Source organism: Bradyrhizobium guangdongense (genome assembly GCF_004114975.1).
GTDB lineage: Bacteria > Pseudomonadota > Alphaproteobacteria > Rhizobiales > Xanthobacteraceae > Bradyrhizobium > Bradyrhizobium guangdongense.
Genome location: NZ_CP030051.1, coordinates 1 through 13,367, shown reverse-complemented (window position 1 = coordinate 13,367; position 13,367 = coordinate 1). Strand labels below are relative to the sequence as shown.

The 13,367-nt window shown below is 65.6% G+C and carries 11 protein-coding genes; all 11 read right to left on the bottom strand.

Annotated elements, in window-relative coordinates; translation table 11 throughout:
* Nucleotides 1-31 precede the first annotated feature (31 nt).
* The gene (locus X265_RS00055; protein ID WP_128963064.1) at nucleotides 32-682 is read right to left on the bottom strand and encodes a 2-hydroxychromene-2-carboxylate isomerase; all 651 of its coding nucleotides are present in this window, start codon (nucleotides 680-682) and stop codon (nucleotides 32-34) included.
* On the bottom strand, nucleotides 679-1,167 hold the full coding sequence (locus X265_RS00050) for a DUF2867 domain-containing protein (protein WP_128963063.1): 489 nt from the start codon (nucleotides 1,165-1,167) through the stop codon (nucleotides 679-681). The genes X265_RS00055 and X265_RS00050 overlap by 4 nt, the downstream gene beginning before the upstream one ends.
* Nucleotides 1,164-2,558 (bottom strand): MATE family efflux transporter, encoded by a 1,395-nt coding sequence (locus X265_RS00045; RefSeq protein WP_128963062.1) that lies wholly within the window; start codon nucleotides 2,556-2,558, stop codon nucleotides 1,164-1,166. Before X265_RS00045 ends, X265_RS00050 begins: the two co-directional genes overlap by 4 nt.
* Before the next feature lie 200 nt (nucleotides 2,559-2,758).
* On the bottom strand, nucleotides 2,759-4,054 hold the full coding sequence (gene murA, locus X265_RS00040) for a UDP-N-acetylglucosamine 1-carboxyvinyltransferase (protein WP_128963061.1): 1,296 nt from the start codon (nucleotides 4,052-4,054) through the stop codon (nucleotides 2,759-2,761).
* Between the two features lie 122 nt (nucleotides 4,055-4,176).
* Entirely contained in the window at nucleotides 4,177-4,644 is a 468-nt protein-coding gene (locus tag X265_RS00035) for a hypothetical protein (RefSeq protein WP_128963060.1), read from the bottom strand.
* Between the two features lie 160 nt (nucleotides 4,645-4,804).
* The gene (gene gyrB / locus X265_RS00030) at nucleotides 4,805-7,240 is read right to left on the bottom strand and encodes a DNA topoisomerase (ATP-hydrolyzing) subunit B (protein WP_128963059.1); all 2,436 of its coding nucleotides are present in this window, start codon (nucleotides 7,238-7,240) and stop codon (nucleotides 4,805-4,807) included.
* A 283-nt stretch (nucleotides 7,241-7,523) separates the two neighbouring features.
* Nucleotides 7,524-8,210: a hypothetical protein gene (locus tag X265_RS00025; protein ID WP_128963058.1), complete on the bottom strand. Its 687-nt coding sequence runs from the start codon at nucleotides 8,208-8,210 to the stop codon at nucleotides 7,524-7,526.
* 152 nt (nucleotides 8,211-8,362) lie between these two features.
* Complete coding sequence (locus X265_RS00020; RefSeq protein ID WP_128963057.1) at nucleotides 8,363-9,118, bottom strand: hypothetical protein; 756 nt, start codon at nucleotides 9,116-9,118, stop codon at nucleotides 8,363-8,365.
* A 118-nt stretch (nucleotides 9,119-9,236) separates the two neighbouring features.
* A complete protein-coding gene (gene recF / locus X265_RS00015; protein ID WP_128963056.1) occupies nucleotides 9,237-10,373 on the bottom strand; it encodes a DNA replication/repair protein RecF in 1,137 nt (378 codons plus the stop codon).
* 199 nt (nucleotides 10,374-10,572) lie between these two features.
* Complete coding sequence (gene dnaN / locus X265_RS00010) at nucleotides 10,573-11,691, bottom strand: DNA polymerase III subunit beta (RefSeq protein WP_128963055.1); 1,119 nt, start codon at nucleotides 11,689-11,691, stop codon at nucleotides 10,573-10,575.
* A gap of 260 nt (nucleotides 11,692-11,951) precedes the next feature.
* A complete protein-coding gene (gene dnaA, locus X265_RS00005) occupies nucleotides 11,952-13,364 on the bottom strand; it encodes a chromosomal replication initiator protein DnaA (protein WP_128969527.1) in 1,413 nt (470 codons plus the stop codon).
* Between the last annotated feature and the right edge of the window lie 3 nt (nucleotides 13,365-13,367).

Below are 13,367 nucleotides of genomic sequence, written 5' to 3'. Positions count from 1 at the left end.
CGGCCTGCATTGCTGCCATTGAGCGCACGTTCTAGCGCTTCGTCAGGCCCTTGCTCTGCATGCGCCAGACCAGCAGGTCGATGCGGTCCTGACCGAAGAACGGCTCGTTCTCGAACACGAAGGTCGGCACGCCCCAGTGGCCCGAGGCGGCGTGGTCTTTTTCATTCTCCGCGATCACCTGCTCGTAGCGATCCGGGTCGGCGGTGATCGCGGCATCCATGGCGGCAAGATCGAAGCCGGCTTTCGCGGCGGCGCGCGCCAGATGATCGCCCTCGTTCCACCCGGCAACCGAACCATCCCACAGCACGCGCGCGATCGCATATGTGAATTCGAGCGAGCGCCCTTCGAGCTGCGCCATGGCGCCTAATCGCGTCAGGCGATGGATGTAGGGCTGCTCGGTCGCGACATCGAGCGTCGTCTTGTCCTGCACGATCGGATCGGGCCGCGGAAAGCGGAACGGAATGCCTTCGTGCTCCGCCACGCGCGTGCTGTCGAGCACCACATAGCGGATGAAGTTCGGGCTGGCCTTCTTGAAGAACCCGGGCACGCGGACCGCGAGCGGATAGACCGGCCGCAGATTGACCTTGAGGTCATATTCCGCGACGAGCTTCAGTGTCCTGGGCAAAGCCAGATAGCTGAAGGGACTGCGATAGGAGTAGAACAGGTCGACGGACAATGTCATCGCGCCGGCTCCGAAATTCGGCCCATCATGCCGCGGGCCACGAGCTTGTGGAACGGCGTGATCAACGCGAGGTAGGTCCGTCCGAGCAAATTGTTCGTTTTCACCAGGGTGGTCACGGTGACATGGCGAAGCGTCGCTTCGCCGGCGACATCGACCACGATACGGAAATCGAGATGATAGTCGTCGAAACCGGCGATCAGCCGCTCGGGCGTCTCGCTCACCACCGGAAACAGGCCGATCAGGCCGCCGGGTGCGTAAGCGCCTTCACCCGATGTCTTCAAACCGAAAGGGCTCACCAGAATGTTGCGCAAGCGCGTCAGCGCATCGATCCAGCGCGGCCCGTGCAGCACCATTCGGGTACAGGCCTCGCGGGCGCTCAATTGCGCCGCACCGACCTCGACGCGAAAGGCGTCGATGAACTGGGCGCCCGACAGCACCGTCCCGGCATCGACATCAGGCGTAATTTCGCGAACGGATCCCGTCATTCCAGCAGTTTGCGCGTCAACATGCGGAAGCGCAAGATCAACAGGCCGGCATAAACGAACGATCCGATCGACAATCCGGTCCAGACACCGACCGCGCCGAGGCCGCCGTGGAACGCGAGCGTCCAGGCGATCGGGAAGCCGACGCACCAGTAGCCGATGGCGGCGAACACCAGCGTCATCCTGGTATCATTGATGCCGCGCAGCGCGCCGCCCATGATGGTCTGCAGCGCGTCGGCGATGAAGAAGGTCGCGCCGACCAGCAGCAATGTCGCGGTCAGCTCGACTGTCGGCGCGCTGGCCTCGCTGTTGCCGAAGAACAGCCGTCCCAGCTCGTAGCGGCCGAGGATAATGGCAACGGTCAGCGCTGATACAAACGCGATCCCGAGCAGCGCTGCGACGAGGCCCGCACGTCGCACGCCCGCCGGATCGTCGCGGCCGAAGGCGTGACCGACGCGCACCGTCGCGGCCATGCCGATGCCGAGCGGGACCATGAACAGCACGGCCGTGACCTGGAGCGCGATCTGGTGCGCGGCGAGCGCGGTAGTCGAGATCAGGCCCATCAGGAGTGCGGCCGAGGAGAACAGGCCGTATTCCAGCAGGAGCGAGAACGAGATCGGAGCGCCGATCACGATCAGCTGGCGCGTCAAAGGCCAGTCAATCCGCCACAGATGCGCCAGCGGATGATAGTCCGAGAACGGCTTGTGCCACCCCGCGATGGCGAGTGCGGCGATGAAGGTGCCGAGATTGACCAGCGTGGTCGCAAGCCCCGCGCCGAACAGACCGAGCTCCGGCAGGCCGAACAGGCCATGGATCAGGCAATAGACCAGCGCGAAATTCGCAGGAATCGCTGCGAGCGTGATCCACAGCGGCGGCTGCGGCCGGTTCACAGCGCTCATCATGCTGCGCAGCGCGATGAAACCGAGCGCCGGCGCGATGCCCCAGGCGAGGCCGTTCAGATAGCGCTGAGCGAGGCCGGCGGAATGCGGCGCCTGTCCGAGCGCGATCAGGATGTGCTCGCCATAAAGCGGCGAGGCCATCATCGGCAGCGATATGAGGAACGCGACCCACAGGCCTACGCGCAAGGAGCGGCGGATGCGCCTGACGTCGCCGGCGCCGAACGCCTGCGCGGCCAGCGGGGACACCGCAGCCATCAGGCCGAGCCCGAAGGTGAAGCTGACGAAATAGACGGTTTGCGCAAGTGCCGCAGCCGCCACCGCATCCTCGCCGAGCCGGCCGATCAGCACCAGATCGCTCGTGATCATCGCAATCTGCCCGAGCTGCGTCAGCATCATCGGCACGGCCAGCCGCAGCGTCTCGGCGAATTCCCGCGCGAGATGGTTTTGCGGCACGCCGGTTTGCGGCTGCTGGTGTGGCTGGACGGTGTCGAGCATGGCGGCGTCAATAGCACGACCGCACGTCGAAAACATGGCTCTTCGTGCAAGGCGTGCGGAGCTCTCTCCGCTAGCTCGCATCGTAGGTGGGGAAAGGCGCACTTGCGCCGTACCCACGATCTGTCGATGATTCGAGAGAGAAGGTGGGCACGCTTCGCTTTGCCCACCCTACGGGACTGTTTGTGGAGCCGAAGAGCTCCTCAGCCCTTCCGTTCCGGAACGCGGCGGATCTTCGCGCCGAGCGCGTTCAGCCGTTCGTCGATGCGCTCATAGCCGCGCTCGATCTGGTCGGCGTTGTTGATCGTCGAGGTGCCCTCGGCGCAGACGGCGGCGAGCAGCATCGCCATGCCGGCGCGGATGTCGGGCGAGATCATCGAGGCGCCGCGCAGACGGCTGGGCCCGGCGATGATGGCGCGATGCGGGTCGCACAGCACGATGCGCGCGCCCATCGCGATCAGCTTGTCGACGAAGAACATCCGCGATTCGAACATCTTCTCGAACATCAGGATCACGCCGTCGCATTGCGTGGCGGTGACGATCGCGATCGACATCAGGTCGGCCGGGAAGGCCGGCCAGGGCTGGTCCTCCAGCTTCGGCACGTGGCCGCCGAAATCGTCCTGGATCTTCAAAGTCTGGTTCGACGGCACGATCAGATCGTCGCCCTCGACGCGGCAGACGATGCCGAGCCGCTCAAAACCCATGCGGATCGAGCGCAGATGCTCGACGCCTGCACGTACGATGCGAAGCGGCGAGCGCGTCACGGCAGCAAGGCCGATCAGCGAGCCGACCTCGATATGGTCGGGCTGGATCCGATAGGTCGCTTCTCCCAGCGTCGCCGGGCCATGCACGACCATGGTGTTGGTGCCGATACCGTCGATCTTCGCGCCGAGCGCAACCAGGAAGTTGGCGAGGTCCTGGACATGCGGCTCGGACGCCGCATTGCGCAAATAGGTGACGCCGTCGGCCGCGACCGCGGCGACCAGCGCGTTCTCGGTCGCGGTGACGCTCGGCTCGTCCAGGAACACGTCGGCGCCGGTGAGCTTGGGGCAGCGGAATTCGAGCCGGTCGGTCGCGGTGACCTTGGCGCCGAGTTGCTCCAGCGCCAGCATGTGGGTGTCCAGGCGCCGACGCCCGATCACGTCGCCGCCGGGCGGCGGCAGCATCACCTCGCCGCAGCGCGCGAGCAGGGGACCCGCGAGCAGGATGGATGCGCGGATGCGCACGCAGAGCTCAGGATCGAGATCGGCGGCGCGGATGCTCTTGGCGTGGATGTGAAGCGTATTGCGCGCGGTCCATTCGGCGGATGCGCCGACCGAGCGGATCAGCTCGACCAGCGTCTCGGTGTCGCGGATGCGCGGCACGTTCTCCAGCGTCACCGGATGCTCGGTGAGCAGCGCGGCCGCGATGATCGGCAGCGCCGAATTCTTGTTGCCGGCCGGCTCGATCGAACCCGAGAGCCGGTGACCGCCCTCGACGATGTATTGAATGGGCGCCACGGTGGTTCTCGCTGTTCTGTTGAGGGTGGGCGGGCTGCTTTGGAGGCGGAAACTATAGGGAATTGAGCGCGGTAGCAATTGTCGCGACCGCGGCCCGAGCCCGTCTGTCGACCCCGAAAGGACTAGAACAAGCCGATGATATTTCCCACCACATAGAGGATCGCAATCAGGATCAGCGCCCCGATCACGACGAAGGAGATTTCGATCGCAATAGCGCCGGTGCCGAGCGTTGCGGCGACGGCTGCGAGGAGACGCTCCTCCCTGAAAACCAGCGCGAGGACCGAGAGCAGGATCGCAAGCAGGCCGAGCGAAATGGCAGTGATCGAAGCCGCTTCGCTCCAGCTCCGTCCGGCCGATTTCTCGACCTTCGGCGACTGATACTCCACGCCCTTCACGCGCGCGATGATGCGGTCCTTGATGCGGTGCCCGGTATCGACGATCACCTGGTCCGCCGGGGGCGGCGGATAGATGATCGGCACGACCCAATGCGGCAGCACGGCCGCAATGAAGGCCAGCACCCCGATGAGGCTCCCGATCACGCCAAGCCGGCGTGAAGGGAGAGCAACGGGCTTTACCGCTGGAGCGCTCATGACATGGCGTTTCCCGGCCGGAATTGGCTCATGGGTTGACGCTACTTCGTCGTGCTGGCGGGCGGGAAGGTTCAGGAAGACGATCTCTGCCACCTCTCCACGACGGGGAGAGGTGATCTGCGTCCGTGGTTCGCAGCGATCAAGCCAAAACGCGCCGCCCTCAAATATCGATCGTCGCGCTCAGCGAGTGTTCCTGGATGAAGTCGCGTCGCGGCTCGACCACGTCGCCCATCAGCTTGGTGAAGATGTCGTCCGCCTCGTCGACCTCCTTGACCTTGACCTGCAGCAGCGAACGCGCGTCGGTGTCGAGCGTGGTCTCCCAGAGCTGCTCGGGGTTCATCTCGCCGAGACCTTTGTAACGCTGCAGCGTGATACCCTTACGGCCGGCTTCGGTGACCGCCTCGAACAGATCGACCGGGCCGTGAACCACGTGCTCGGTGTCCTTGCGCCGCAGCCTGCCGGCGCGGGCATAGACGTCCTGTAGCCTGGTCGTATACTCGTCGAGCTTGCGCGCCTCGGCGGAGCCCAGCAGCGCGTCGTCGATGACGGCGGCTTCCTTGACGCCGCGCACGGTGCGCTCGAACAGGAAACCCTGGCCTTCGACGAACTGTCCGACCCAGCCGCGCTCGACCTCCTCGGCCTGGCTGTCCAGCCGGGTTGCGATGTACTGAGCCGCGGCCGCAGCGTTCTCGGGGTTGCCATAGACCGACTTGTTCAGCACGCCGGTGATGGCAGCCTGCTCGATGACCTTGCGGTTATAGCGGCTATGGAGATTGCGCAGGATGCTGCGGACCACGCGAGCGTCATCGACCAGCGCGCGCAGATCGCGCCCGGTGCGGTCACCGCCGGTGCCGGGAATGTAGACGCAGTCATCGAGGCCGGCGTCGATCAGATAATCTTCCAGCGCGCGCTCGTCCTTCAGATACTGCTCGGACTTGCCGCGTGAAACCTTATACAGCGGCGGCTGCGCGATATAGAGATAGCCGCCGTCGATGATGTCGCGCATCTGCCGGTAGAAGAACGTCAGCAGCAGCGTGCGGATATGGGCGCCGTCGACATCGGCATCCGTCATCACGATGATCTTGTGATAGCGCAGCTTCTCGACCGAGAATTCGTCGCTGATGCCGGTGCCGAGCGCGGTGATCAGCGTGCCGATCTGCTCGCTCGACAACATCTTATCGGGGCGGACGCGCTCCACATTGAGGATCTTGCCGCGCAGCGGCAATACCGCCTGGAATTCGCGGTTGCGGCCCTGCTTGGCGCTGCCGCCTGCGGAGTCACCCTCGACGATGAAGAGTTCCGACTTGGCCGGATCCTTCTCCTGGCAGTCGGCGAGCTTGCCGGGGAGCGAGGAGACCGAGAGCGGGCTCTTGCGGGTGAGCTCGCGCGCCTTTCGCGCGGCTTCGCGGGCCGCGGCGGCCTGGATCACCTTGCCCACGATCATCTTGGCCTCGGACGGATGCTCCTCGAACCATGCCTGGAGCGCCTCGTTGAGGACGTTCTCGACCACGGGGCGTACTTCCGAGGACACCAGCTTGTCCTTGGTCTGCGACGAAAACTTCGGATCCGGCACCTTCACCGACAAGACGGCGGTGAGGCCTTCGCGGCAATCGTCGCCGGTCAGCGCGATCTTTTCCTTTTTCGCGTTGGTCTCGGCATAGCCGTTGACCTGGCGCGTCAGCGCGCCGCGGAAACCGGCGAGATGGGTGCCGCCGTCACGCTGCGGGATGTTGTTGGTGAAGCACAGCACGTTCTCGTGGTAGCTGTCGTTCCACCACAGCGCGGCCTCGACGCCGATGCCGTTGGCTTCCGAGCGCACCATGATCGGCGCCGGCACGATCGCCTTCTTGTTGCGATCGAGATATTTGACGAATTCCTCGACGCCGCCGGAATAGTGCATCTCCTCGCGCTTCTCGACCGCGTGGCGCATGTCGGAGAGGACGATGTTGACGCCGGAATTGAGAAAGGCGAGCTCGCGCAGGCGATGCTCGAGCGTCGCAAAATCATATTCGATGTTTTTGAACGTCTCGGTCGAGGCCAGGAACGTCACCTCGGTGCCGCGTCGGCCCGGCGCATCGCCGACGACCTTGAGCGGCGCCACCGCATCGCCATGGGCGAACTCGATGTAGTGCTCCTTGTTGTCGCGCCAGATGCGCAAGCCGAGCTTGCTCGATAGCGCGTTGACGACGGAGACGCCCACGCCGTGCAGACCGCCTGAGACCTTGTAGGAGTTCTGGTCGAACTTTCCGCCGGCGTGGAGCTGGGTCATGATGACCTCGGCCGCCGAGATGCCTTCGCCCTTGTGGATGTCGACGGGAATGCCGCGGCCATCGTCGCGCACGGTGACGGAATTGTCGGCATTCAGTATGACGTCGACGCGCGTGGCATGGCCCGCCAGCGCTTCGTCGATCGCGTTGTCGACGACCTCATAGACCATGTGGTGCAGGCCCGAGCCGTCATCGGTGTCGCCGATATACATACCGGGGCGCTTGCGGACGGCATCCAGCCCCTTGAGCACGCGGATCGATTCCGCGCCGTATTCGCTCGCGGAAGAGGTCTCGTTTTCGGCAGCTTGCTGCCGAGCAGGTTCTGTCATGAGAGGCCTTCGAAATGTCGCCCGAATCAGCCGCGCAAAAGGCGCTGATCTGGAAGCTATTTGTGCCACGAAAGAGGGCTTGCGCCTAGCGCAAAGTATCGCCTGGCAACCCTTTGAGCAGATAGGGTTTTTGGGCCGATTTTCAAGGCGTGTGGAGGCCGATTCCGGGGCTGCCTAAAAGCCCGATTCGAGGCCCCGTTTTGGGTCCCTAAAGACGTGGATTTTGCGGGGGGTGCGGAGGCCTTTCGAGAGCGGTCGTGGCGCCCGGGAACAGCCCGCGGGGTTAGTACAATTGCGACGGCTTTCGATCGTCGTGAAGTGCCCAAGCCTCGCCGGCGGCCACGGTAACGGTATCGCTGCATACACGACGGCCCGATACCACCAGCGTGTAGGAATACGTGCCGGGCGGCAGATCCAGCATTTGGGGATGGTTGGCGCCGCCCGCGATCTCGATGACCTGGCCGTTGATCGCGAGCGAAGCCACATCAGGCACCAGATAACCGAACACCAGCCGCGCTTGTCCTGATATCGGCAGGACATTGGCCTTGGCCGCGACCTCCTTATTTCGCTGCACCAGTTCGACCGTGGTCTCGCCCTTGGCACGGTCGAGCGTCAGCAGGCCCGGCCCCTTCGGGGAAGCGAAGGTGAGCAACGTGTGGTCGGCGGCGAGCGTGGTGCCCTCCGGTAGCTCCTGCCAGCCGCGCTGTCCGAGTTCCGCGCGATAGAAGGCGAGGACGTCGCTGAGCTCTGCGGGCACCTGCGCCTTGAGCTCGGTCCGGAACGGGATTTCGATGCCCGACGCGTGCGTGGTGCTGAAGCTCGACTGGGTGGCGCGCGTCGGCACGGGCAGGTCGGCGTGGGGGTCTGCCGCGGTCAACGGCTCCTGCGAGCAGCTTGTAAGCAGCAAGAGGGCGCATACCAACAGCCGCCACCGTGCCGGGACCTTCGTCCCGCGCCTTACCGTCGTCATGCCCACTCTCCGGGGATGTTGCGCGTCTCGATCTTCGCGCAAGGCAGCGGCGACACGGTCGCGGCCGTCTCTCGACGACTAGTCGCCCCGCGAACCTGATCGGTTCAAACTCACGTCCCGAGCCCCCGCAGCAAATCGCGAAAGGGGCAGGTTCAATACAGCTGCAGCGGTGACCAGAGGTCGCCCTCGGGCCCGACCGTGACCTCCCAGGCCTCACCGGCCGCGAGCTCGATCGTGGCGCCGCGCTCCGGGCGGCCGTTGACTTCCAATGCATACGAATATTTGCCCGGAGGCATGTTGAACAGCGGCGCCTCGGGACGTTCCTTGCCGGCGCGGGCGGGGAGCGCGACGGTCTGGTTGTCGAGTTTGAGGACTGCTTCCTTGTCGCTGAGATTGGTGAGCATTAATGACGCCCGGCCGGGCCTCGGCATGACACGCGCCATGGTCGCGGCCTGCATGTTTCGCTGCACCAGATTGACTGACGTGCTCGAGTCCTTGCGGTCGAGCTCCAGCACCGCCGGCCCGAGCGGCGTCGTGTAGGCGAGCCTGATGTGATCGGTGGCGATATCAGCGTCATCGTGCTGTTCGTGCCAGTCGAGCTTGTCGAGTTCATTGCGATAGAAGGCGAGAACGTCACTGAGCTCAGCGGGAATGCGGGCCGTGAGCCTGGTCCGCAGCGGGGCCTCGACGCCCAGCATCTTGGTGGTGCCGATCTCGCGGTAGCTGGCCCGGGTCGGCGCGGGCAGCGCGGCATCGGGATCCGGCGTGAGCGCAGACGAAAACAGCAGCGGCAGGCGCGGCATCCAGGCGCCGGCGCTCGCCGCAAGCGCGCAGCTTGCGAGCAAAGCGAGGCCGCATACGAGCAGCCGCCATCGTGCCGGGACCTTCGTCCCTTGCCTTACCGTCATGGTCTCTCTCCAGGGATATCGCGCGTGTCGATCGCGCGATTACAACGGCTGCGACACCGCAAGCAGCGGCCTCACATTCCTAGTCGCGGGCCGAATATGCCGGGTTCAACGAAGCGGGCTATCGCCGGGCGGAAACGCGTCCGCTCTCGACGTCAAAGACTTCGCCGCCCGCGCCGATCTCGGCAAAGGCCGCCGGGTCCGCGCCGGTCAGCCACACCTGCGCGCCGAGCTTGCGCAGCTCGTCGAACAGCGCGGCGCGGCGGTTCGGGTCGAGATGAGCGACGACTTCGTCGAGCAGCAGCAGCGGCACGATGCCGGTCATCTCGGCGACCAGCGTCGCGTGCGCCAGCACGAGGCCGATCAGGAGCGCCTTCTGCTCGCCCGTGGAGGCATCGCGCGCCGGCATGCTTTTCGGCGCATAGACGACCTGGAGATCGGTGAGATGCGGGCCGTCGGTGGTGCGGCCGGCGATGGCATCGCGCGGCCGGTTGTCGCGCAGGATCTGGCGGTAGCGGTCCTCGACGGACGTCGCGGTCTCTGCGAGCAGTGCGTTCTCCATCCAGCCGTCGAGTGCGATCTGCGCCGAAGGAAACGCTGAGGCCTGCGCGCGCGCATTCAGCATGCCGGTGAGGCGCGCCGCGGTCTGGCCGCGCGTGGCCGCGACCGCGACCGCAAGCTCGGCGGTCTCGCGCTCGATCGCATCACACCAATGGTCGTCGTAATTGCGGGTTTCGAGCAGCCGGTTGCGCGAGCGCAAGGAGCGCTCCAGCGCGTTGATGCGGCTGGAATGCTCGCTGTCGATCGCCAGCACCAGGCGATCGAAGAAACGCCGCCGCTCGGACGCGGCACCCATGAACAGCCCGTCCATCGCCGGCGTCAGCCACACCATGCGGATATGGTCGCCGAAAGCGGCCGCCGAACTCACCGGCTCGCGGTCGATGCGGCAGCGTCGGCTGACGGCGGCATCCGTGCGCGGCGGCTCGATGCCGGTGCCGAGCGTGGCAAGGCCCAGCGCGCCCTCGACCTGCGCGGAGACCGCCCAGGAGCCGTCGCCCTGGTTGTCGGCGACATCCTCCAGCGTGGCGCGCCGCAAGCCGCGGCCGGGCGACAGAAACGAGATCGCTTCGATGCAATTGGTCTTGCCCGCCCCGTTCGGCCCGACCAGCGCCACCATGTCAGCCGCCGTCTCGAGCCCCGCCGCCCGATAATTGCGAAAATGCGTCAGCGTCAGGCGATGAATGCGGGAAGGGGTCATAGGCTGTTCGTTGTGGCACGCGCTCCCTTCGGGGGAGCATGCCGTAGGGCGGGCAAAGGCGCGCTCTGCGCGCGCCGTGCCCACGTCTCGTCCAGATCCGCGCAGATGCACGGTGGGCACGCTTTTGCCTGCGCTCTTCGAGCTACCGCGCAAGCTTTGCCCACCCTACGGTTCCGATGGATGATCGGGAAAACGCCCCTCACACCCGCATCGGCATCAGCACGTAGAGCGCGCTCTTGTCGTCCTTGTCCTGCACCAGGGTCGGCGAGCCGGGGTCGGCGAGGCGCAGCACTGCGACGTCGCCTTCGATCTGGGCGGCGATGTCGAGCAGATAGCGCGAGTTGAAGCCGATATCGAGCGCGTCGGAGGCGTATTCGACCTCGAGCTCTTCGGTCGCGCTGCCGGAATCCGGATTGGTCACCGACAGCACCAGCTTGCCCGGCGACAGCGACAATTTCACCGCGCGGCCGCGCTCGCTGGAGATGGTGGAGACGCGGTCGACCGCGTTCTCGAAATCCTTCTTGTCGACGACAAGCTCCTTGTCATTGCCCTGGGGGATGACGCGGCCGTAATCGGGGAAGGTGCCGTCGATCAGTTTCGAGGTCAGCACGACGTTACCGATCGTAAAGCGGATCTTGGCCTGCGACAGCTCGATCGTCATCTCGGCTTCGGTGTCTTCGATCAGGCGCTGCACCTCGCCGACGGTCTTGCGCGGCACGATCACGCCGGGCATGCCCTCGGCGCCCTTGGGCTGCACCAGGTCGAGCTGGGCGAGGCGATGACCGTCGGTGGCGACGCCGCGCAGGGTCGCGGCCTTCGCGGTGCCCGCGGCGTGCAGGTAGATGCCGTTGAGGTAATAGCGCGTCTCCTCGGTCGAGATCGCGAACTGGGTGCGGTCGATCAGCCGCTTGACGTCCTTGGCGGCGAGGTTGAACGAGTGCGAGAGGTCGCCGGCCGCGAGGTCGGGGAAATCGTTCTCCGGCAGCGTCTGCAGCGTGAAACGCGAGCGGCCGGCGCGGATCGCCAGCACCGCGCGGTCGCCGTCGGCCTCCAGCACGATCTGCGACCCGTCAGGCAGCTTGCGCACGATGTCGTAGAACATGTGAGCCGGCACCGTGGTCGAGCCGGCCGTGGCGGTTTCCGCCGGCAGCGTCTCGGTCACCTCGAGGTCGAGGTCGGTCGCCTTCAGCGACAATTTCGCGTTCTCGGCGCGGACCAGCACGTTGCCCAAGATCGGAATCGTATTGCGGCGCTCGACCACGCGGTGGACATGGCCCAGCGATTTCAGGAGTTGCGCGCGTTCGACCGTAACCTTCATTGCACTACTCGCCCGATCCCCAAAGATGGAAAAAGCCGGGCGGAGGACAGCGCGCCGCGGCACCGAAGACCCCGGAAGGCCGGGGTCATCGAGCCGATATGACCAAAGCCGTCAGGGTCGCGCAAGGTGGCGCGGATGGCCCCGGGATTCAAGGGATCGGGCGCCAGTTCCGCACGATTCCCACGATTTACCGTCCAGACGAAAGCCGCCGCCCAGGCGAGGCCGGGGCGGCGGCAGAATGGCAGGAGCGCCTTAGGCGTTTATTCCTGAAGCTGGCGCTTCAGCGACTCCACTTCCTCGGACAGCGCGTTGTCCTTGGAGACCAGGGCCTCGATCTTGCGGACCGCGTGCAGCACCGTGGTGTGGTCGCGTCCGCCGAAGCGGCGGCCGATCTCGGGGAGCGAGCGCAGGGTCAGCGTCTTGGCGAGATACATCGCCACCTGGCGCGGGCGCACCACATTGGCGGTGCGGCGCGAGGACAACAGGTCGGACCGGCTCACATTATACTGCCGCGCCACCACGCGCTGGATGTCCTCGATCTTGATCCGCTTCGGCTCCGAAGGACGGATCAGATCGCGAACCTCGCGCTCGGCCATCTCCAGCGTCACCGGCTGGTTGTTGAGCTTGGAATGCGCCAGCAGGCGGTTGATCGCGCCCTCGAGGTCGCGGCCGTTATGAGTGATGGCGCGCGCCAGATAATGCAGCACCTCTTCCGGTACGTCGAAAGTCGCATGATGGGTACGGGCCGCTGCGACACGCGACTTGAGAATGCCGTGGCGCAGCTCCTCGCCGAGCGAGCCCATCTCGACCACGAGGCCGCCGGCGAGGCGCGAGCGGACGCGGTCGTCCAGGCTCTCGAGATCGGACGGCGGACGGTCGGCCGCGATCACGACCTGACGGCCGGCGTCGATCAGCGCATTCAGCGTGTGGCAGAACTCGGCCTGCGTCGACTTGCCCTGCAGGAACTGGAGATCGTCGATGACGAGCACGTCGATGCCGCGCAGCGCTTCCTTGAAGGCCAGCGCCGTCTGCGTCTTCAGCGCGGCGACGAAGCCGTACATGAATTTTTCCGCGGTGAGGTACAGCACCTTGCGCTCGTTGCCGGAATTGCCGGCCCAGGTCACCGCCTGGAGCAGATGCGTCTTGCCGAGGCCGACGCCCGCATGGATATAGAGCGGGTTGAACATCACGGGATCGCCGCGGCGCCCTTCCGCGACCTGACGCGCGGCCGCATGGGCCAGCGTGTTGGAGCGGCCGATGACGAAGCTCGCGAAGGTCAGGCGCGGATCGAGCGGCGAGCCGCCGAGCGCATCATGATTGGCCGAGACAGGCGCGGTCGCGGTCGAGCGCAATTCCGGCGCAGGGGCACGGCGGGCTTCGACCGGGGCGGGCGCTTCCTTCGGCTGCACCACGGGGCGCACGGCGGAGCGAACGGTGAGGTCGATGCGATGCACTTCCGGCATCTCGGCCTGCCAGCACGACAGCACGCGCTCGGCATAATGGGCCTGGATCCAGCTCTTCAGGAAGCGCGTCGGCACCGAGAGACGCACGCTCTCGTCCTGCACGCCTTCCAGATCCATGCGCGCAAACCAGCTCGTATAGACGTCTTCGCCAACGTTCGAGCGCAGGCGATTCTTCACGCGTGACCAGCGATCCTGTTCCGATGTCGTCATCAT

Bases quoted from the DNA above. Each gene is read 5' to 3' on its own strand.
- gyrB (WP_128963059.1), bottom strand. From the start codon at position 7,240: ATGACAGAACCTGCTCGGCAGCAAGCTGCCGAAAACGAGACCTCTTCC.
- X265_RS00035 (WP_128963060.1), bottom strand. From the start codon at position 4,644: ATGAGCGCTCCAGCGGTAAAGCCCGTTGCTCTCCCTTCACGCCGGCTT.
- X265_RS00050 (WP_128963063.1), bottom strand. From the start codon at position 1,167: ATGACGGGATCCGTTCGCGAAATTACGCCTGATGTCGATGCCGGGACG.
- dnaN (WP_128963055.1), bottom strand. From the start codon at position 11,691: ATGAAGGTTACGGTCGAACGCGCGCAACTCCTGAAATCGCTGGGCCAT.
- X265_RS00045 (WP_128963062.1), bottom strand. From the start codon at position 2,558: ATGCTCGACACCGTCCAGCCACACCAGCAGCCGCAAACCGGCGTGCCG.
- X265_RS00055 (WP_128963064.1), bottom strand. From the start codon at position 682: ATGACATTGTCCGTCGACCTGTTCTACTCCTATCGCAGTCCCTTCAGC.
- X265_RS00025 (WP_128963058.1), bottom strand. From the start codon at position 8,210: ATGACGACGGTAAGGCGCGGGACGAAGGTCCCGGCACGGTGGCGGCTG.
- X265_RS00020 (WP_128963057.1), bottom strand. From the start codon at position 9,118: ATGACGGTAAGGCAAGGGACGAAGGTCCCGGCACGATGGCGGCTGCTC.
- dnaA (WP_128969527.1), bottom strand. From the start codon at position 13,364: ATGACGACATCGGAACAGGATCGCTGGTCACGCGTGAAGAATCGCCTG.
- recF (WP_128963056.1), bottom strand. From the start codon at position 10,373: ATGACCCCTTCCCGCATTCATCGCCTGACGCTGACGCATTTTCGCAAT.